At 70.5% G+C, this 19,288-nt stretch carries 22 protein-coding genes; 11 read left to right on the plus strand and 11 right to left on the minus strand.

What is annotated here, in order from left to right; all coding sequences use genetic code 11:
• Positions 1-23: 23 nt before the first annotated feature.
• On the plus strand, positions 24-1,304 hold the full coding sequence (locus tag AC4D2E_RS02855; RefSeq protein WP_490909790.1) for a citrate synthase: 1,281 nt from the start codon (positions 24-26) through the stop codon (positions 1,302-1,304).
• A gap of 78 nt (positions 1,305-1,382) precedes the next feature.
• On the opposite strand, the gene galE is transcribed toward AC4D2E_RS02855, so the two are convergent.
• A complete protein-coding gene (gene galE, locus AC4D2E_RS02860; RefSeq protein ID WP_490909789.1) occupies positions 1,383-2,408 on the minus strand; it encodes a UDP-glucose 4-epimerase GalE in 1,026 nt (341 codons plus the stop codon).
• A 160-nt stretch (positions 2,409-2,568) separates the two neighbouring features.
• On the opposite strand from galE, the gene AC4D2E_RS02865 reads away from it, so the two are divergent.
• Positions 2,569-3,183, plus strand: a complete 615-nt coding sequence (locus tag AC4D2E_RS02865; protein ID WP_490909788.1) for a hypothetical protein — start codon at positions 2,569-2,571, stop codon at positions 3,181-3,183.
• Between the two features lie 25 nt (positions 3,184-3,208).
• Here AC4D2E_RS02865 and AC4D2E_RS02870 read toward each other — a convergent pair whose 3' ends face one another.
• Positions 3,209-4,087 carry a hypothetical protein gene (locus AC4D2E_RS02870; protein WP_258069746.1) on the minus strand — a complete coding sequence of 293 codons (879 nt, stop codon included), beginning with the start codon at positions 4,085-4,087 and terminating at the stop codon, positions 3,209-3,211.
• Positions 4,088-4,090: 3 nt separating this feature from the next.
• Entirely contained in the window at positions 4,091-5,062 is a 972-nt protein-coding gene (dapD, locus tag AC4D2E_RS02875) for a 2,3,4,5-tetrahydropyridine-2,6-dicarboxylate N-succinyltransferase (RefSeq protein ID WP_490909787.1), read from the minus strand.
• 33 nt (positions 5,063-5,095) lie between these two features.
• Between dapD and dapE the strand changes: the two genes are divergently transcribed.
• Positions 5,096-6,187 carry a succinyl-diaminopimelate desuccinylase gene (gene dapE, locus AC4D2E_RS02880; protein WP_490951599.1) on the plus strand — a complete coding sequence of 364 codons (1,092 nt, stop codon included), beginning with the start codon at positions 5,096-5,098 and terminating at the stop codon, positions 6,185-6,187.
• A gap of 85 nt (positions 6,188-6,272) precedes the next feature.
• Here the strand turns inward: dapE and AC4D2E_RS02885 are convergent, their stop codons facing one another.
• From AC4D2E_RS02885 to AC4D2E_RS02900, 4 genes are all read right to left on the minus strand, one after another.
• Positions 6,273-7,142, minus strand: a complete 870-nt coding sequence (locus AC4D2E_RS02885; protein WP_104166031.1) for an amino acid ABC transporter permease — start codon at positions 7,140-7,142, stop codon at positions 6,273-6,275.
• A complete protein-coding gene (locus AC4D2E_RS02890; protein ID WP_104166029.1) occupies positions 7,139-7,816 on the minus strand; it encodes an amino acid ABC transporter permease in 678 nt (225 codons plus the stop codon). The genes AC4D2E_RS02885 and AC4D2E_RS02890 overlap by 4 nt, the downstream gene beginning before the upstream one ends.
• Positions 7,817-7,892: 76 nt before the next feature.
• The gene (locus tag AC4D2E_RS02895; protein WP_104166027.1) at positions 7,893-8,738 is read right to left on the minus strand and encodes a glutamate ABC transporter substrate-binding protein; all 846 of its coding nucleotides are present in this window, start codon (positions 8,736-8,738) and stop codon (positions 7,893-7,895) included.
• 57 nt (positions 8,739-8,795) lie between these two features.
• Positions 8,796-9,572: an amino acid ABC transporter ATP-binding protein gene (locus tag AC4D2E_RS02900; RefSeq protein WP_104166024.1), complete on the minus strand. Its 777-nt coding sequence runs from the start codon at positions 9,570-9,572 to the stop codon at positions 8,796-8,798.
• Positions 9,573-9,711: 139 nt separating this feature from the next.
• On the opposite strand from AC4D2E_RS02900, the gene AC4D2E_RS02905 reads away from it, so the two are divergent.
• The 5 genes from AC4D2E_RS02905 to AC4D2E_RS02925 all read left to right on the plus strand — a co-directional run bounded on the left by AC4D2E_RS02905 (position 9,712) and on the right by AC4D2E_RS02925 (position 13,254).
• Positions 9,712-10,614 (plus strand): LOG family protein, encoded by a 903-nt coding sequence (locus AC4D2E_RS02905; RefSeq protein ID WP_490951600.1) that lies wholly within the window; start codon positions 9,712-9,714, stop codon positions 10,612-10,614.
• A gap of 25 nt (positions 10,615-10,639) precedes the next feature.
• A complete protein-coding gene (locus tag AC4D2E_RS02910) occupies positions 10,640-11,044 on the plus strand; it encodes a DivIVA domain-containing protein (RefSeq protein ID WP_490951601.1) in 405 nt (134 codons plus the stop codon).
• The gene (locus AC4D2E_RS02915) at positions 11,041-11,694 is read left to right on the plus strand and encodes a DNA-3-methyladenine glycosylase I (RefSeq protein ID WP_490951602.1); all 654 of its coding nucleotides are present in this window, start codon (positions 11,041-11,043) and stop codon (positions 11,692-11,694) included. Before AC4D2E_RS02910 ends, AC4D2E_RS02915 begins: the two co-directional genes overlap by 4 nt.
• Complete coding sequence (locus tag AC4D2E_RS02920) at positions 11,691-12,911, plus strand: hypothetical protein (RefSeq protein ID WP_490951603.1); 1,221 nt, start codon at positions 11,691-11,693, stop codon at positions 12,909-12,911. The genes AC4D2E_RS02915 and AC4D2E_RS02920 overlap by 4 nt, the downstream gene beginning before the upstream one ends.
• 163 nt (positions 12,912-13,074) lie before the next feature.
• Positions 13,075-13,254, plus strand: coding sequence for a DUF3117 domain-containing protein (locus AC4D2E_RS02925; protein WP_104166016.1), 180 nt, complete (start codon positions 13,075-13,077; stop codon positions 13,252-13,254).
• Positions 13,255-13,271: 17 nt separating this feature from the next.
• Here AC4D2E_RS02925 and AC4D2E_RS02930 read toward each other — a convergent pair whose 3' ends face one another.
• Entirely contained in the window at positions 13,272-13,910 is a 639-nt protein-coding gene (locus AC4D2E_RS02930) for an O-methyltransferase (protein ID WP_104166014.1), read from the minus strand.
• 272 nt (positions 13,911-14,182) lie between these two features.
• On the opposite strand from AC4D2E_RS02930, the gene sigE reads away from it, so the two are divergent.
• From sigE to AC4D2E_RS02945, 3 genes are read left to right on the plus strand one after another with little or no spacing between them, the layout of a single operon-like run.
• On the plus strand, positions 14,183-14,830 hold the full coding sequence (sigE, locus tag AC4D2E_RS02935; protein ID WP_490952310.1) for an RNA polymerase sigma factor SigE: 648 nt from the start codon (positions 14,183-14,185) through the stop codon (positions 14,828-14,830).
• A 5-nt stretch (positions 14,831-14,835) separates the two neighbouring features.
• The gene (locus AC4D2E_RS02940; protein WP_490909780.1) at positions 14,836-15,819 is read left to right on the plus strand and encodes an anti-sigma factor family protein; all 984 of its coding nucleotides are present in this window, start codon (positions 14,836-14,838) and stop codon (positions 15,817-15,819) included.
• A 33-nt stretch (positions 15,820-15,852) separates the two neighbouring features.
• Positions 15,853-16,257: a twin-arginine translocase TatA/TatE family subunit gene (locus AC4D2E_RS02945; RefSeq protein ID WP_490909779.1), complete on the plus strand. Its 405-nt coding sequence runs from the start codon at positions 15,853-15,855 to the stop codon at positions 16,255-16,257.
• Between the two features lie 27 nt (positions 16,258-16,284).
• Here AC4D2E_RS02945 and AC4D2E_RS02950 read toward each other — a convergent pair whose 3' ends face one another.
• The 3 genes from AC4D2E_RS02950 to AC4D2E_RS02960 are packed head-to-tail and all read right to left on the minus strand — an operon-like array spanning position 16,285 to position 19,284.
• A complete protein-coding gene (locus tag AC4D2E_RS02950) occupies positions 16,285-17,415 on the minus strand; it encodes an Mrp/NBP35 family ATP-binding protein (RefSeq protein ID WP_258069741.1) in 1,131 nt (376 codons plus the stop codon).
• Positions 17,412-18,011 carry a DUF1003 domain-containing protein gene (locus AC4D2E_RS02955; RefSeq protein ID WP_490909778.1) on the minus strand — a complete coding sequence of 200 codons (600 nt, stop codon included), beginning with the start codon at positions 18,009-18,011 and terminating at the stop codon, positions 17,412-17,414. The genes AC4D2E_RS02950 and AC4D2E_RS02955 overlap by 4 nt, the downstream gene beginning before the upstream one ends.
• The gene (locus AC4D2E_RS02960; protein ID WP_104166007.1) at positions 18,004-19,284 is read right to left on the minus strand and encodes a magnesium transporter MgtE N-terminal domain-containing protein; all 1,281 of its coding nucleotides are present in this window, start codon (positions 19,282-19,284) and stop codon (positions 18,004-18,006) included. Before AC4D2E_RS02960 ends, AC4D2E_RS02955 begins: the two co-directional genes overlap by 8 nt.
• Positions 19,285-19,288: the final 4 nt, after the last annotated feature.

A 19,288-nucleotide genomic window follows, 5' to 3' on the forward strand; every position in this document is an offset into this window, starting at 1 on the left:
CTCCAGCTCCTGAAGGAGAATCAATGACCGAGCAGAATGCCTCACTGCACTACGGCGACGGCGAACTCAGCCTGCCGCTGGTACGCGCAGCCGAGGGCAACCACGGCTACGACGTGTCGAAGCTGCTGAAGCAGACGGGCCAGGTCACCTTCGACCCTGGCTTCATGAACACCGCGGCTACCACCTCGGCCATCACCTACATCGACGGCGATGCGGGGATCCTGCGGTACCGCGGGTACCCGATCGAGGAGCTCGCGAAGAACTCCAGCTTCCTCGAGGTCTCCTACCTCCTGATCTACGGGAACCTGCCGACGCCCGAGGAGCTGACCGCCTTCGACGGCCGCATCCGCCGGCACACGCTCCTGCACGAGGAGCTGAAGGGCTTCTTCGGCGGCTTCCCCCGGGATGCGCACCCGATGCCCGTGCTGTCCTCGGCCGTCTCCGCGCTCTCCACGTTCTACCAGGACTCGCTCGACCCGTTCGACGACGAGCAGGTGGAGCTCTCCACCTTCCGCCTCATGGCGAAGCTGCCGGTCATCGCGGCCTACGCGCACAAGAAGTCCATCGGCCAGCCCATGCTGTACCCGGACAACTCCATGAACCTGGTGGAGAACTTCCTGCGGCTCTCCTTCGGCCTGCCCGCCGAGCCGTACGACCTCGACCCGCTGATGGTCAAGGCGCTGGACCTCCTGCTCATCCTCCACGCCGACCACGAGCAGAACTGCTCGACGTCGACCGTCCGCCTCGTGGGCAGCTCCAACGCGAACATGTTCGCGTCCGTCTCCGCGGGGATCAACGCGCTCTTCGGCCCGCTGCACGGCGGCGCCAACGAGGCCGTGCTGAACATGCTCCGCGACATCAAGGCCCAGGGCATGCAGCCCGAGGACTTCATGGAGAAGGTCAAGAAGAAGGAAGACGGCGTCAAGCTCATGGGCTTCGGGCACCGCGTCTACAAGAACTACGACCCCCGCGCGAAGATCGTCAAGGCCACGGCCCACGACATCCTCAGCAAGCTGGGCGGCAACGACGAACTGCTCGACATCGCCATGCGGCTCGAGGAGAAGGCCCTCGCGGACGACTACTTCATCGAGCGGAAGCTGTACCCGAACGTGGACTTCTACACGGGTCTGATCTATAAGGCCATGGGCTTCCCGGAGAAGATGTTCACCGTCCTGTTCGCCATCGGGCGCCTCCCGGGCTGGATCGCCCAGTGGCGCGAGATGATGCAGGACCCGCAGACGAAGATCGGCCGTCCGCGCCAGCTGTACACGGGTGAGGGCGAGCGCCACTACCCCGCGAACTGACCCCGGCTCCCACCCGGACGAACGGCGGCCGCCCACCTCCAGGAGGTGGGCGGCCGCCGTCGTTCCGTGCCGGGCGGGTCAGTTCCCGCCGGCGGTCGCGTAGCCCTGCGGGTTGTTCTTCTGCCAGCGCCAGTGGTCCTCGCACATCTCCGCGAGGGTGCGGGTCGCGGACCAGCCGAGGTCCGCGAGGGCGGACGACGGGTCGGCGTAGCTGACCGCGGCGTCGCCCGGCCGGCGGGGAGCGAACTCATAGGGGATGTCGCGGCCCACCGCGGCGGAGAAGGCCCGGAGGACCTCGAGGACGGAGGAGCCGTTCCCCGTCCCGAGGTTCCAGGTGTGCACGCCGCCGCGGGCCACGAGGTAGTCCAGGGCGGCGAGGTGGCCCTCGGCCAGGTCCACGACGTGGATGTAGTCGCGGACCCCGGTGCCGTCCGGCGTGGGGTAGTCGTTGCCGAAGACCAGGACCTTCTCGCGGCGGCCCACCGCCACCTGCGCCACGAACGGCAGGAGGTTGTTGGGGATGCCCGTGGGGTCCTCGCCGATGGTGCCCGAGGAGTGTGCGCCCACGGGGTTGAAGTACCGCAGCAGCGCGATGTTCCAGCGGGGGTCCGCGGCACCGAGGTCCGTCAGGATGTCCTCGATCTGCTCCTTCGTGCGCCCGTAGGGGTTCACCGCGTCGAGGGGAAGCTTCTCGGTCAGGGGCACCTCCTCGGAGGCGCCGTAGACGGTGGCCGACGAACTGAAGACCAGGGTCCGTACGCCGGCGTCGTCCATGGCCCGCAGCAGGTTCAGGGTGCCGCCGACATTGTTGTGGTAGTAGTACAGCGGCTTCTCCACGGACTCGCCGACGGCTTTCAGGCCCGCGAAGTGGATGACGGCGTCGACCTCCTCCTCGGCGAAGATGGCGCGCAGCCGGGGTTCGTCGAGGAGGTCGGCCCGGTGGAAGGTCGGCGTGCGGCCGGTGAGGGCGGCGACCCGTTCGAGCGAGGTCTCGGTGGAGTTCAGCAGGTTGTCGACGACGACGACGTCGTGGCCGTGGTCGAGCAGGGTCAGGACGGTGTGCGAGCCGATGTAGCCGCTGCCACCGGTAACGAGTATTTTCACGCTTTCATCCTAGGTGCATCCGCGCGGGTGGGACGTGATGCGACCGGCCCGGCCCCCGGACGGCGGCGGGCCGCCCTGGCCGATGCCGCCCATGCCTCTGGAGCCGTCGGGATCCTGGGATTACTGTAGACGTGAACCCGACCGGCTCCGAAGGAGGCCCATGTCGCACGCCGAATCCGGCTACAGCGCATACTTCACGGTGGACACCTCGGAGGTGCTGCTCGTGGCGCTGTACCTCAGGGACTGCGCGGGGCTGCAGGGCACGGGCCTGCCGGCGCTGCCGCCCCTGCTCCCGGCGGTACGCAGGGTCGAGACACGGCGCCTGACCGGGCCCGTGGGCGGACGGGCGACGCTGCGCGTGGAGTGGGAGGCGTGGTGGCACAGCCTGCTCGCCCACCGCGTCGGGGACGCGGTCCTGCCGCTGCCGCCATCGTTCGAGGCGCTGGACGGCATGGCGGGGCTGAAGGCCCTCCTGCGCGCGCACTTCGGCACCGCGATGGCGTGGGCGGCGGAACGGTGCGCCGAGTACGCCCTCCGCGTGGGGTCCAGGGGGGTGGACAGCATGGACCGCCTGCTCGGCCGGATGATCCAGGAACGGGAACTCGAGCTGGAGCGGCCGGCCCGCCCCTTCATGCTCGAGGTCATCGAACTGCCCCTCGGCGGTGAACGGGCCTGGTGGGTGGAGCCGGACAAGCTCCTGATGAGCCAGGACCTGTTCGACGACGAGCGGTCCTTCCGCAGCTACGTGGAGCCGATCATCAGGGTGCTCGCCTGAGCCCCTGGCCGCCATGCGCCGTGCCTCAGGGTGTGGCCCCCGCGACGGTGATGGTCACCGCCCCGGTCTCGGTCGTCGTCGACGACCAGCCGCCGTCCGCGCGGACCCATTCGAGGCCGGAGAACGCGACCGAGGTGATCTGCAGGGCGGACGCGTTCGCCACCGCCCACTGCGCGACGGCCCAGCCCCTGACGTCCGCGGCGTCCAGCGTGAGGCGGGTCCCGTCCGCCGTCCCGCCGAGCGGACCGAAGACCTCCTCGGCCGCGATCGAGACGGCGAGCGGGTCGCCGTCGGCGGAGGGCTCGCGGAGGGTGCAGTCCAGGGCGGCGGGGGAGTGGCCCGTCAGCGCGGAGGCGAACGCCCGGCCCTCCGGCTCGTGGTCGGCGTACGCCGTCGGGTAGGCGGAGCGCTGGACCGTCTGCGCGGCCTCGGTGACCGGCAGGCTCTCGTACCCCGGGATCCTCACCAGGGCGTCGTAGAAGGCCCCCGCGGCGTAGAGGGGCGTCATGACCTGCTCCTCCGTCCCCCAGCCCTGCGAGGGACGCTGCTGGAACAGCCCGCGGGAGTCCGGTCCGGCGTCGTCCCCGTAGTCGATGTTCTCCAGCCGGGACTCCTGGATCGCCGTCGCGATGGCGATCGACGCCGCACGGGCCGGCAGCGCCCGGTTCACGGCGACGCCTGCGATGAGGGCGGCGTTGCCGGCCTGCTCCGGGGTCAGCTCGAAGGTGTCCGCCCCCACCGTCGCGCTGCACCGCTCCTGCACCAGGACCTCGCTCTCGTCCAGCTGGCGGACGGCGACGGCGGTACCGCCCACCACGACGACGGCGAGCCCGGTGAGCATGGCGCCGGTACGGAGCTGTCGCCGCCGTCGTCGGACGGCAGCCGACGGGGGCCGCGGGGACATGCGCTAGTTCGCGTGCAGGGCGGGGTTGAGGGCGATGCCCTCGCCGCTCCGGGGACGGGCTTCGACGGCGCCCGTGGCGGAATTGCGCAGGAAGAGGATCCCGGCCTCCCCGGAGAGCGTCGTGGCCTTGACCAGCGACCCGTCCTGCAGCGTCACCTTGGTGCCCGCCGTGAGGTAGAGCCCGGCCTCGACGACGCAGTCGTCGCCGAGGGAGATCCCGACGCCGGACTCGGCGCCCAGCAGGCACCGCTCGCCGATGGTGATGCGTTCCTTCCCTCCGCCGGAGAGAGTCCCCATGATCGACGCCCCACCGCCGATGTCCGAACCGTTCCCGACGACGACGCCCGCCGAGATACGCCCCTCGACCATGGAGTGGCCGAGGGTGCCGGCATTGAAGTTCACGAAGCCCTCGTGCATCACGGTGGTGCCGTCGGCGAGGTGGGCGCCGAGACGGACGCGGTCTGCGTCGGCGATCCGGACGCCCGCCGGGACCACGTAGTCGACCATGCGCGGGAACTTGTCGACGCCGTGGACGGCCACCGGGCCCCTGGCGCGCAGCGCGGCCCGCACCGTCTCGAAGCCGTCCACGGGAGCCGGCCCGTGGTTGGTCCACACGACGGTCGCCAGCAGGCCGAAGATGCCGTCGAGGGAGATGGTGTTCGGCCGGACGAGCCGGTGGGACAGGAGGTGGAGCCTGAGGTAGGCGTCCTCCGTCCCCGCGGGGGCGTCGTCGAGGTCCACGACCAGGTCGACGACCCGCTGCGTGACACGCCGCGCGTTGTCGACGCCGGACTCCGCGAGGGCCTCGAGCGTGTCCCGCAGGCCGGCCGCGGCGTCGATCGTGGGCTCGCCGATCCAGGGGGCGGGGTACCAGGTGTCCAGGACGGTGCCGTCGGAGGCGACGGTGGCGAGGCCGAGGCCGCCGGCCGGCCGGCCGGGAGCGGACATGGACGAGCTGGGCGTGGGAGGAGTCATGGGCGCAAGTCTACCGAGCGATAGTGTTGCAGCATGATGCCCACCCCCTCCACGACACTCGACCTGAGCTCCGACGTGGCCCACCTGACAGCGCGCCTCCTCGACCTCGAGAGCGTCTCCGGCAACGAGGCGGGCATCGCGGACGCCATCGAGCAGGCCCTGCGGCGACTGGAGCACCTGGAGGTGGTGCGCGACGGCGACTGCGTCATGGCGCGGACCGGCCTCGGACGATCCGAGCGGGTCATCCTGGCCGGGCACATCGACACGGTGCCCCTCCCGAAGGTCCCCGGCTCGCGGGGCACCGTGCCGTCGGCGTGGGACGGCGACGTCCTGTACGGGCGCGGAGCCACCGACATGAAGGGCGGCGTCGCCGTGCAGCTCGCGCTCGCAGCGGCCCTCACGGAGCCCTCGCGCGACATCACGTTCATCTTCTACGACCACGAGGAGGTCGAGGCTTCCCTCAGCGGTCTCGGCCGGGTCGCGGCGTCCTACCCCGAGTGGCTGACGGCGGACTTCGCGGTGCTCCTGGAACCGACGGACGGCACCGTGGAGGGCGGCTGCAACGGCACCGCGCGGTTCGACGTCCGGATCGCCGGCAAGGCCGCGCACTCGGCGCGTGCCTGGCGGGGCGTCAACGCGATCCACGGCGCCGCCGAGGTCCTCGTCCGCCTCCGGGATCACACGCCGGCCACCGTCCACGTGGACGGCCTGGACTACCGGGAGAGCCTCAACGCGGTGACGATCACCGGCGGCACCGCCGGCAACGTCATCCCGGACAGTACGGTGATCGAGGTGAACTACCGCTTCGCCCCCGACAAGACGCCGGAGCAGGCCGAGGAGTACGTCAGGGCGCTGCTCGAGGGGTTCGACGTCGAGCGGACCGATGCGGCCGCCGGAGCGCGCCCGGGGCTGCAGCACCCCGCGGCGGCCGCGTTCGTCGCAGCCGTGGGCGCGGACCCGAAGCCCAAGTACGGCTGGACCGACGTCGCGCGCTTCAGCGCCCTCGGGGTGCCGGCCGTCAACTTCGGTCCGGGCGACGCGCTCCTCGCGCACACGGACGACGAGCACGTGCACGCCGACGCGATCCGCGCGTGCCTGGGCGCCCTGGTGACCTGGCTGTCCTGACCGGCGTCGCCGCAGCGCACCGCCTGAACGGCGAAGGACCCGGCCTGTCCGCCGGGTCCTTCGCCGTCGAGGGTGCAGGAACGGCTCAGGTGGAGGCCGGATCCATGGCGATGGCTTCCTCCGCGGCGGGCTTGCGTCCCTTGGTCCTGAAGCTCAGGAGGACGGAGAGCCGCGTCGCGAGGGTGGACAACCCGAAGTTGATGATGATGAAGATCGCGGCGGCGACCATCAGCGACGGGATGATGTTGCCCTCGCCCACGCCGAGCCGGCGCATGTACTGCAGGAGCTCGGGGTAGGTGATGATGAAGCCCAGCGCCGAGTCCTTGAGGATCACCACGAACTGGCTGATCAGGGCCGGCAGCATGGCGATGAGGGCCTGCGGCACCTCGATGCTGCGCAGCGACTGGCCGGCCGTGAGACCGATGGCCATGCCGGCCTCGCGCTGGCCCGTGGGCAGGCCCTGGACCCCGGACCGGACCAGTTCCGCGATCACGGAGCCGTTGTAGAGCGTGAGGGCGACGACCACCGCGATGAACGGTGCGTCCTGGGGCGGCACGGCACCCGAGCTGCCGAGCGCCAGCCAGAAGAAGATCATCATGAGCAGCACGGGGACGGCACGCAGGAACTCGACGACGACGCCGGCGACCCACCGGACGGGCGTCAGGTGCGAGAGCCGGCCGACGCCGAAGATCAGGCCGAACACCACCGAGGTGACGATGGCGATCGCGGCAGCCTTCAGCGTGTTGGCGAGCCCCGGGAGGATGAAGAACTCCCAGGTCCTCGCCTCGAGGAAGGGCGTCCACATGCTCGCCTCGAGCTGTCCCTTCTCGCCCAGCGTCGCGATGATCCAGGCGAGGATGCCGAGGACGATCAGCACTCCGACGATGTTGCCGATCAGGATGTTCCGGCGTGCGCGCGGACCTGGCGCGTCGAAGAGGACCTGCTGCGCGCTCATCGTGCCACCGCCAGTTTCCGTGAGGCCCAGGTGGTCAGCAGTCCGATCGGGATCACCAGGATCACGAAACCGAGGGCGAAGGTGAGGAAGATCGGGATCACGAGGTCGGAGCGGAACTCGATCATGGTCTTCATGAGGCTCGAGGCCTCGGTGGCCACCGAACCCGCAGCGGCGACCGTCGAATTCTTGATGAGGGCGATGAGCACGTTCCCCAGGGGTGCGATGGCGCCGCGGAAGGCCTGGGGGAGGATGATGAGGCGCGCCGCCGGCAGGAAGCTCAGGCCGATGGCCCGTGCAGCCTCGGCCTGTCCGAGCGGGACGGTGTTGACGCCACTGCGGATCGCTTCGCACACGAAGGCCGCGTGGTACACGGACAGGCCCACGATGGCGATGCGGAACAGGCTGGCATTCAGGTCGGCCGCCAGGCTGATCTGCATGACGGAGAACAGCCCGAGGAAGCCGAAGGCCAGGATGATGGTCAGCGGCGTGTTGCGGAAGATGTTGACGTACGCTGCACCGAACCACTGCAGGCTCGGGATGGGGGAGATGCGGAACAGGGCCAGCACCGTGCCGATGATGAGCGCGCAGATGGCGGCCCAGAACGACAGTTGGATGTTGACCCAGAACGCAGCGAGCACGTCGTAGGTCTCGAACAGCGACAGGTAGTCCTCCACGGTTCACCTCTTTCCTGGTGGGGACATGGCATTGGCGGGGCGGTCCGGGCGGACCACCCCGCCAATAGGGGTGATGCTAGGCGCAGGGCTCCGGCGTGGGCGGATTCAGCTCCGCGTTGTAGGTGTAGTCGGCACCCTCGGTGTTGCTGGTGATCGCTTCCTCCCACGACCCGTCACCGATCATCTTGGTGATCGCCGAGTTGATGTCCCCGCAGCGGTCGCTGCCCTTGGGCAGGCCGACCCCGTAGTTCTCCTCGGAGAAGGTGTTGCCGACGACCTTGAACTTGCCCGCGTTGGCTTCCTGCGCGGCGAGGCCGGCGAGGATGATGTCGTCGGTGGTGACGGCGTCGATCTGGCCGCCGCCCATGGCCGTGACGCACTCGGCGTAGCCGGGCTGCTCGACGAGCTGCACGCCCGGGTACTGGTCCTTGATCTTCTGGGCCGACGTCGAGCCCGTGACCGAGCAGAGGTTCTTGCCCTCGAGGTCCTCGGGGCCGGTGATGTCGCTGTCCGTCGGGACGAGGAGGTCCTGGCCGGCGACGAAGTACGGTCCCGCGAAGTCCACGGTCTCCTTGCGGGTGTCGGTGATCGAGTAGGTCGCGAAGATCATGTCCACCTGCTCGTTGGCCAGCAGGTTCTCGCGGTTCGCGGACGGCGCCTCGACGAACTCGATGTTCTCCTCGGACACCCCGAGCTCGGCCGCCACGTACTTCGCGACGTCGACGTCGAAGCCGGAGTAGGACCCGCCCTCGTCGTAGCCGAGGCCCGGCTGGTCGAACTTGATGCCGATGCGGAGGGTCTCGCCGCCGCCCTCGCCGCCGCCGCCGCCTTCACTCTCGGGGCTGTCGCCACCACCACAGGCGGACAGCGTGAGTGCTGCTACGGCAGCCACCGCGGCTGCTGCATATCGGGTCTTTCGCATTGGTTCTCCTTGCGTCGCGGCCTCGGGAGGCCCTCGTGGGTTCTGGTGATGCGGGGGTCAGTGCGAGAGGATCTTGCCGAGGAAGTCCTTGGCGCGGTCGCTCTGCGGATTGGTGAAGAACTCCTCGGGTGTGGCCTCCTCCATGATCTGCCCGTCGGCCATGAAGATCACGCGGTCCGCGGCACGGCGGGCGAAGCCCATCTCGTGCGTCACGACGATCATGGTCATGCCCTCCTTGGCGAGCGCGACCATGGCGTCGAGGACCTCGTTGATCATCTCCGGGTCGAGCGCCGAGGTCGGCTCGTCGAACAGCATCACCTTGGGCTTCATGGCGAGGGCGCGTGCGATGGCGACACGCTGCTGCTGGCCGCCGGACAGCTGGGCGGGGAGCTTCTGCGCCTGGTTGTCGACGCCGACGCGCTTCAGCAGCGACATCGCGAGCTCCTTGGCCTCGCCGCCCTTCATGCCCCTGACCTTGATCGGGCCCAGGGTCACGTTCTCGAGGATCGACTTGTGCGCGAAGAGGTTGAAGGACTGGAACACCATGCCGACGTCGGCGCGCAGCTTCGCGAGGGCCTTGCCCTCCGCGGGAAGGACCTTGCCGTCGATCGCGATCTCGCCGTCGTCGATGGTCTCGAGGCGGTTGATGGCGCGGCACAGGGTCGACTTCCCCGACCCGGAGGGCCCGATCACGACGACGACCTCGCCGCGCCCGACCTCGAGGTTGATGTCGCGCAGGACGTGGAGATCCCCGAAATGCTTGTTCACGTTCCTGAGCGAGACGAGGGGGCTTCCCGAGGACGCGGGCGTAGTCGGTTGCGGTTCACTGGTCATGGGAGAAATGTAGCGAACTATTCCTTGTCAGCAATACACCGGGGTGCGATGGGGGCGATTGTGATTCAAGTGCAATCAGTGCCCTGTCCAGTGGCCTGTCCATCTCCTGAGAACCCGGGTCATTGGTTAGCCTAGGACAATGTCTCACTCCCAGGATCCTCCGGCCGGTGATCGCACCGGACCTTCCACCGCTGACGACGGCGCCGTGCAGGCAGTACCCGACGGCCCCGTGCAGGCCGCGAACGGCACGTCCCGCGCCCGCGCGAACGGGGGGCCCGCACCGGTCCGGGCGACGCGGCACAAGGGTCCGGTGGAACTGCGGCGCGGCCAGGCGGCGGCTCCGCAGTCCGACAGCATGCTGCTGGACGCCGATTCCGGCGGAGGATTCACCCGGACGGATCCGTGGCGGGTGCTGCGTATCCAGAGCGAATTCGTCGAGGGGTTCGGCACGCTGGCCGACCTCGGCCCGGCCATCAGCGTGTTCGGGTCGGCCCGCACGCCGCAGGACTCGTCCTTCTATGCCATCGGCGAGGAGGTGGGCCGGCGCCTCGTGGCAGCCGGGTACGCCGTCATCACCGGGGGAGGCCCCGGCGCCATGGAGGCCGCGAACAAGGGCGCCTGCGAGGCGGGCGGGGTCTCCGTGGGTCTCGGCATCGAACTGCCCTTCGAGCAGGGCATGAACGAGTGGGTGGACCTGGGGATCAACTTCCGGTACTTCTTCGCCCGGAAGACGATGTTCGTCAAGTACGCCAACGGGTTCATCGTGCTGCCGGGCGGCTTCGGGACCCTCGACGAACTGTTCGAGGCGATGACCCTCGTGCAGACCCGAAAGGTCACCTCCTTCCCGATCGTGCTCATCGGCGTCGACTACTGGCGCCCGCTCCTCGACTGGATCGAGGGCACGCTGCTCGCCGAGGGCACCATCTCGGAGAACGATCTCTCGCTGGTGCAGCTCGTGGACACGGCGGAGGAGGCCGTGCGGATCGTGGCGGCCTCGTCGGGGCACCGGCAGGCCCCGAGTGCCGCATCCGGACACCGCTGACAGGCGATTCTGGCACCATAGCGGTGTGACTATCTTCCTGGTGATCCTCGCCGTCCTGCTCGTGGGAGGGACCGCCGTCCTCGCCGTGGGGCCCCGGCTCCCGGCACTGCTCCGGCGCCCGGGCGTGGCCCTCGGGGCGGGCTCCCGCCAGGCCGGCGGACGGCCCGCGGACGACAGCGGGAGGGGTGGGCCGTCCCGGGCGGACGGCCTCGGCCTCGTCGAGCCGGTGGCGAGCCTGCCCCCCGTGCTGTTGCCGGAGCACCCCTCCGCGCCGGATGTCGACGCCGTGCGGTTCGGCCTCGGGCTCCGCGGCTACCGCATGGACCAGGTGGACGAGGTCCTCGACCGGCTCGCCGCCGCCCTCGCCGAGCGGGACGCCGTCATCGGTGAGCTGCGCTCGCGGCTCGCGGCGCAGGACGCCCGGCGATGAGCGGCGCGGTCCCCGGCTCGGACGGCCGGCCGCGGTGCGGCTGGGCGGTCTCCAGTACCGAGTACGAGCAGTACCACGACCTCGAATGGGGCCGCCCCGTCCGGGACGAGACGGGACTCTTCGAGCGGCTGAGCCTCGAGGCCTTCCAGTCCGGCCTGAGCTGGATCACCATCCTGCGCAAGCGGGAGGCGTTCCGCCGGGCGTTCGCGGGCTTCGTCCCGGAAGCGGTGGCGCTGTTCGACGAGCACGACGTCGAGCGGCTCATGGCCGACGCCGGCATCGTCCGGAACCGGCAGAAGATCGACGCGACGATCGCCAACGCCCGGGCCCTCCTCGCACTCCCGGATGGCACCACCCTCGGCTCGGTCCTCGAGCGTCACCGCCCTGAGGCGGGCCCTGCCCCCGCCACCCTGGCCGATGTGCCGGCGGTCACCGCGGACAGCACGGCGCTGGCCCGGGACCTCCGCGGCCTCGGGTTCCGCTTCGTGGGCCCGACGACGGCGTACGCCATGATGCAGGCCACGGGGTACGTCGACGACCACCTCCAGGACTGCTGGGTCCGCGCCTCCGCGGGAGGGACCGTGGAGGCGGGGCAGCCCGCGGGCACCGGCGTGACCGTCAGGACCTCGTCCGACGACGGCACCGCGTGAACCGGACGGGGACCGCGACCGGCTCCACCGCACGGCCGGTCCGTCCGCGGGTCCACTGGGCCCTGCAGGTCCTTGCCGTTTTCGCCGCCGGTCGTCTCGTGTCCACCGCGATCCTCCTGCTCGCCGCGGCACGCCAGGGTCCCAGCCCGTGGTCCGGCCCCGCTCCCGGCTACGGCGCCTTCATCAGCTTCTGGGACAGCGGCTGGTACGAGCGGATCTTCACGGAGGGCTACCCGTCCGAGCTGCCAAGGGACGCATTCGGCGTGGTGAGCCACAACCAGTGGGCGTTCTACCCCCTGTACCCGGGGCTCGTGCGCGGCCTGGCCGCGGCCACCGGCCTGGGGTGGGGGGCCCTCGCCCCGGTGGTGTCGGTGGCCGCGGCGGCGGCGGCGTCGCTCGTGGTCTACCGCCTGTTCCGGTTGCGGTCGGAGCACCGGACGGCGCTCGCAGGGGTCGCCGTCGTGTCCTTCGCCCCCGTCGCGGCCGTCCTGCAGGTGCCGTACGCCGAGTCGCTGCACCTGCTGCTGCTGGCCACCGCGCTGTACCTGGTCTCCATCGGCCGGTACGTCGCAGCCATGCCCGTCGTCGTGCTCATGGGCCTGGCCCGCCCCGCCGGGGTGCCCTTCGCGATCGCGATCGGCATCCTCTTCCTCCACGCGCTGTGGACTGCGCGCCGCGGCGGTGATCCGGGCGACCGCCACGAGGCGGCCGGACGCCTCGTCCCGCTGTTCCTGCTCGGCGTGGTCTCCTCCGTCGCGGCGGTCGCCTGGCCGCTCATCGCCTGGGCCGCGACCGGGGAACGCGCCGCCTACGTCGCGACGGAGACGGCCTGGCGGGGCGAGGCCCTCGTGCCGTTCCTGCCCTGGTTCCACGCGCCGGCCGCCGTCGTCGGCCCCGCGGCGGGGGCGCTGGTGCTCCTCGGCCTCGTGCTCGGGCTGGCCGGCATGTTCCTCGCACCGTCGGTGCGCTCGATCGGCCTCGTGCCCGGCGCCTGGTGCGCCGCCTACCTGCTCTACCTCGCGGCGTTCTGGGACCCGCAGTCCAGCACCTGGCGCATCCTGCTGCCCCTGTTCCCCCTGGCACTCGCGGTCGCGACCCCGCGCGGGGGGCGCCTGCTCTGGGTGCTCCTGCCGGTCTGCGTGGTCCTGCAGTTCCTGTGGGTGGACCGGCTGTGGGCCTGGACCCCGACCGGCCCGGACGGGGATTATCCACCATGATTGTGATCCACGCCGCACCCGAATTAGCAGGTGCAGGACTTGTGCTGAATAATAAAGGTGATGACGTGCACATCGGGGCCCTGTACAGGTCGCTGCGGTGGAGCACTGTTTACTGACGCGCTGCCGCTGATCGCGGTTGCGCCCTGTTGAAAGGGACACCCCCATGGCTGCCATGAAACCGCGTACCGGCGATGGACCGATGGAAGTCACCAAGGAGGGGCGCAGCCTCATCATGCGGGTGCCGATCGACGGCGGCGGACGCCTCGTCGTCGAACTCAATGCCGAGGAGGCGGGCCGTCTCAAGGATTGCCTGCTCGGCGTCACGAACCAGCTCGCGCGCTAGGTCCCGACGCCGAGCCGTCAGGCGCGCTGCTTGACCGCCAGTAGGAGCCCGCTGCCGGTGGGCAGGAGCGCGGACACGAGGGCGTCGTTCTCGCGGACCATCCGGCCGACCTGACGCAGGGTGTTGGTGGACTGCTCGCGGACGGCCGGCTCCGCCACCCGGTCCTGGTCCAGAGCGTCGTTGACGATCATGATGCCGCCGTCCTTCAGCAGGCGCGTGGCCTGTTCGACGTACACGGGGAGTCCCGGCTTGTCGGCGTCGATGAAGACCAGGTCGTAGGCCGCATCGGTGAGGCGGGGGAGCACGTCCGCGGCGCGCCCGGAGATGGTCCGCGTCCGGTTGGACGGGATGCCCGCCTCCGCGTACGCCTCCCGCGCGGCACGGAGGTGGTCCACGTCGGAGTCGATGGTCGTCAGGACCGCGTTCCGGCCCAGGCCCCGCAGCAGGCAGACACCGGAGACGCCCGCGCCGGCGCCGACCTCGACCGCCGTCGTCGCCTTGGACGCCGCCGCGAGCACGGTCAGGGCCGCCCCGACGGCCGGTGTCACAGGGCTGACCCCGAGTTCGTGAGACCTATCGCGCGCCCTGAGCAGGGTGTCGTCCTCCTCGGGGAGTCCTTCGGTGTAGGACCAGCTGCTGTGTTTGTCGGCGGCCATGGACATCCATTCTGTGAGCGCGGGAGATTTCGGGGGCCGTCGGCAGGCCGGAGCCCCGCCCCAACACTACTGTGCGGCGCGGGCGCACTTCCATGCGGGGACGGGCGCGGGCGTACGCCCGCGCACCTGCCAGCGAGTTCCCAGCTTGGTGGGAAAGACTTTTCGTTCGGGACATCCGGCGCGAGCACAGTCTCGAATCCCTGTCACCACCGTCCGCGCCCCACGGCGACGGGCGGATCAGGTCCGGAAGTCGAGGCGAAGAGGGGAACATGATGTCCAGTGCGAAGGCGGCCGAGGCGGCCGGGGAGGAACTCCCTGCCGCGGATGCGCCGATCCTCGATGAGCACGGCAACCCCTGGGTGGCGCCGTCGTGGGAGGAGGTCGTCACCACCTACTCGCCCAAGGTCTACCGGCTGGCCTACCGGCTCACCGGCAACAGGTTCGACGCCGAGGACCTCACGCAGGAGGTCTTCGTCAGGGTCTTCCGCTCGCTCGCGAACTTCAAGCCCGGAACCCTCGACGGCTGGCTGCACCGCATCACCACGAACCTCTTCCTCGACCAGGCGCGCCGCAAGACCCGCATCCGGTTCGACGGGCTGACGGAGGAGGCGGAGAGCCGCCTGCCCAGCAAGCACCCCGGCCCCGAGCGCAGCTTCGAGTTCAACAACCTCGACATCGACGTCCAGGCCGCCCTGGAGGAACTCCCGCCCGACTTCCGCGCCGCCGTGGTGCTCTGCGATCTCGAAGGGCTCGCGTACGACGAGGTGGGCCGGGTGCTCGGGGTCAAGCTCGGCACCGTGCGCTCGCGCATCCACCGGGGCCGGACCATGCTGCGGGAGAAGCTCGCGCACCGCGACCCCCGTACGGCCGGCAGGAGTGGTTCCGCCCTGGGTGTCCCGCGGATCGCGGGCCTGGGCTGAAAGTCATGCTCCATCCCCATCGCTCCCTCCAGGACCTCGTGGACGGTGAGCTGTCGGATCGACGGCGCATCGCCGTGGAACGGCATGTCGCCCGCTGCCCGTCCTGTGCGGCTGCCCTCGTGCGGATCCGCGACCTGAAGAGCACGCTGCTGGGCCTCAGCCGTCCGCAGCCGCATCCGGACTTCCAGCGCCGGCTGCTCTCTTCAGGGCCCGATGGCGCTCCGGAGCCCCGCGGACTCCCTGCCCGCTCGAGTACGGCCTTCGTCGGCGACCACCACGAGCGCGCCGAACCCCGTCGCCTCCGCCCGACGGTCCTCGCCGTGGCCGGCGGCTCCGCCGTCGTCGCCGCCGCCATCCTCGCCTCCGCCTACGTGGTGGGCTCGGAAGCCAGGCCCGTGGCAGGGGGCTCGATGACCGGGGCGGCGGCGGTGCGGTCGGGCTGGGAGGCGGTCGCCCCCCGGACACCGACCTTCCTCGACACGGACCAGCTCGAGACGCTGCGGGCCGGCGGCTGGTACTGCCCGGAACTCGAGGCGCTCGGCTTCACGCTGCAGAGTGCGGAGGGCATCACCGTGGGCGGCAGGCCGACGCTCGAACTCGTCCTCGAGAACGACGGCGACACGGTGACCGTGTACGAGCAGCGGAAGGTCGGCGGCGCGGGCATGGACCGGAGGGCCTCCGCGGCTCCCCGCAACGCCGTCACCGGCAACAGCGTGGTCTCGGACGGTTTCGAGCACGTCGGCGGTGCGGCCCAGGACGTCTGGGTCCGAGCCGGGGCGCCCTGGCAGGCGGTCCTCGATTCGCCATCGGTCACCTACACCGTGGTCTCGGACCTCCCACCGGCCTCCATGCCGCAGACACTCAGCCAGCTCGTCACGACGGAGCACGCCCAGCTCTCCCTCGCTCCGCAGGGGCGGGAGGACTCGATGGTGGGGCGCATCATCCGGGGCCTGTCGATGATCACCCACCCGCAGGACGACGCCGGATAGGTCCGGTGCGGAACGGGAAGGTAGTCTTTTCACGTGTTGGGAATCAACGGTCTCGAACTCGTGGTCCTGGCGCTGATCGCCGTCATGGTGCTCGGCCCGGAGCGGCTTCCGGAGTACGCTGCCCAGCTCGCCCGGCTCGTGAAGGGGCTCCGGCGCATGGCGACCGGGGCACGGGAGCAGCTCCGCGAGGAAGTGGGCCCCGAACTCGACGAGGTGGACTGGCGGAAGCTCGATCCGCGCCAGTACGATCCCCGGCGCATCATCAAGGAAGCGCTGCTCGACGACGTCGAGGACGCCTTCAAGCCCGTCAGTCAGGGCGCCCCCAGAACCGTTCCAGCGGCCGCCACACCGGGCGCCGCGCGCCCCGCCCTCCCCGTGCCGGTGGGCCCCCGGCTGCCCGCGGGCCAGGCCGCGCCGTACGACCTCGAGGCGACCTAGGACCGTTCCCGCGGTGCGTCGGAGCCCTCAGCGGACGCTGACCGGCAGTTTCAGTCCCGCCAGCCCGCGGGGCCGCCGTGCGAGGGCGCCGGCGATGGACTCCAGTTCCGCGCCCGCCGCCGAACCGCCTCCCTGCAGGACGAGCGGCATGCCGGCGTCGCCGCCCTCCCGGAGGGCCACGTCCAGCGGGATGCTGCCGAGCAGCGGGATCTGGGAGCCGAGCGTCGTCGACAACCGCGCTGCGACCGCGCTGCCGCCGCCGGCCCCGAACAGCTCCAGCCGGGTGCCGTCGGGGAGTTCGAGCCAGGACATGTTCTCGATGACCCCGGCGACGCCCTGCCCGGTCTGCGCGGCCATGGCACCGGCCCGCTCGGCGACGTCCGCGGCAGCGCTCTGCGGCGTGGTGACCACCAGCAGCTCGGAGGCCGGGAGCAGCTGGGCGACGGAGATGGCGATGTCGCCGGTGCCCGGGGGGAGGTCCAGGAACAGCGCGTCGAGGTCCCCGAAGTAGACGTCCGTGAGGAACTGCTCGAGGGCGCGGTGCAGCATGGGGCCGCGCCAGGAGATGGGCTGGTTGCCCTCGACGAACATGCCGATCGAGATCACCTTCACGCCGTGGGCGACCGGCGGCAGGATGAGTTCGTCCACCCGTGTGGGCTGCTGCGTGATGCCCATGAGGGCGGGGACGGAGAAACCGTAGACGTCGGCGTCCACGATGCCCACGCGGAGACCCTGCGCGGCCATGGCGACGGCGAGGTTGACCGTGACGCTCGACTTGCCGACGCCGCCCTTGCCGCTCGCCACCGCGTAGACCCGGGTCAGCGATTCGGGATCGTTGAAGGGGATGCCGCGGCGCCCGCCCGCGCCCTTCAGCTGCTCCTTCAGGGCGTCGCGCTGCTGCTGGGTCATGACCCCGAGGTCCACCTCGGTGCCGTCCACGCCGTCGACGGCGGAGAGGGCCGCCTCGGCATCATGCACGATGGTGTCGCGCAGCGGGCAGCCCGCGATGGTCAGCAGGACGCGGATCCGCACCGTCCGCCCGACGATCTCCACGGACTCGAGCATGCCGAGCTCGGTGATGGGACGGCGCAGCTCGGGATCGATGACCGTGTCCAGGGCCGAGCGCACGGCCTCCTCGGTGGGCAGGTCGCGGCTCACCGGGACTGTTTCCTCCCGGCGGCCGGGACCTTCGGCAGGGCGACGGTGTTCTCGGACGGCTTGCGCGGTTTCCGCTTCTGCAGCGTGAGTTCCTGCCCGTCCGTCGTCTCGAGCAGCTCCTCCAGGATGGACCGGAGCTCGGAGCGCACGTAGTCGCGGGTGGCGACCTCGCGCAGTGCGATGCGCAGCTCGGCGATCTCCCGCGTCAGGTACTCGGTGTCCGACAGGTTCCGTTCGGCGCGCTGGCGGTCCTGCCGCAGCGAGACCCTGTCGCGGTCGTCCTGCCGGTTCTGGGCGAGCAGCAGCAGGGGAGCCGCGTAGGAGGCCTGGAGGGACAGCATCAGGGTGAGCGCGGTGAACCCGAGCGCCGCGCTGTCGAAGCGGAAGTCCGCCGGCGCGAAAGTGTTCCAGACGAGCCAGATGATGCAGAACACCGTCATGTACAGCAGGAACTGGGGCGTGCCCATGAAGCGGGCGAAGTTCTCCGTCGCGCTGCCGAAGCGGTCCGGGTTGGGCCGCGGCCTCAGGAGGAAGCGCTTCCGGACCACCCGGGGCGTGTCCAGTCCACGTGAGCTCGACCTGATCTTCTCAACCACGGCGGTCGCCTCGCTTCTGTACGGGTGCATCGTCCTGTGCCCGCCAGTCGTCGGGCAGCAGGTGGTCCAGCACGTCGTCGACGGTCACGGCGCCGACGAGCCGGCCCTCCGTGTTGACGACGGGCAGCGAATTCAGATTGTAGGTCGCGAGGATGCGCGACACCTCGCTGACGTTCGACTGGTCGCCGATCGCCTCGAGGTCGGTGTCGATGATGTTGCCGAGGGGCTCCGGCGGTGGGTAGCGCAGCAGCTGCTGGATGTGCACGACGCCGAGGTAGCGGCCGGTCGGCGTCTCCAGGGGTGGGCGGCAGACGAAGATCGAGGACGCCAGCGCGGGGGTCAGTTCCTCACGCCGCACGTGGGCGAGTGCCTCCGCGACGGTCGCCTCCGGCGGCAGGATCACCGGCACGGTGGTCATGAGGGACCCTGCGGTGTCCTCCTCGTACTCGAGCAGGCGGCGCACGTCCTCGGCGTCGTCGGGCTCCATGAGTTGGAGGAGCTCCTCCTTCTGCGCCTCGGGGAGCTCGTTGAGGAGGTCCGCGGCGTCGTCGGGGTCCATCTCCTCGAGGACGTCGGCCGCTCGCTCGCGCGTCAGGGACGTCAGGATCTGGACCTGGTCGTGATCGGGCAGTTCCTGCAGCACGTCGGCGAGCCGGTCGTCCTGCAGTTCGCCGGCCACCTCGATGCGCCGCTTGTCGTTCATCTCGTGCAGGGCGTCCGCGAAGTCGGCGGCCTTGAGGTCGTCATGCTGGGCGACGAACTGGGTGGCTCCCTGCGGTTCGTCCGTGGTGCCGTGGAAGGCGTCGAGCCAGTCGATGATGAGGCGTTCCCCGCCGCGGCGCAGCCCGCGCAGGGGCGACGAGCCGCCGCGGCGCACGAAGAGCTGCGACACGTGCCAGTCGCCGGTCCTGTTGCGCTCCATCGCGACGTCCTCGACGACGGCGTTCCCGCTGCCGTCACGCAGGGTCAGGCGGCGGTCGAAGAGTTCGGCGACCATGAGCATCTCGGCGCCGCGCTGCTCGAAGCGGCGCAGGTTGACGAGGCCGGTGCAGATGATCTGGGACGGGTCCATGGAGGTGATGCGGGTCATGGGCACGAAGACGCGCTTCTTGCCGGGCACCTCGACGACGAGGCCGATGACCTGCGGCGGTTTGGTGGGGCCGCGGTCCAGCACGACGGCGTCCCGCAGGCGACCGAGGCGGTCACCGAGCGGGTCGAAGACGTCGAGGCCCAGGAGTCGGGCCACGAAGACGCGGGTCGAGTTGGTAGTCACCTCC

The organism is Arthrobacter sp. TJ-265 (assembly GCF_058269135.1).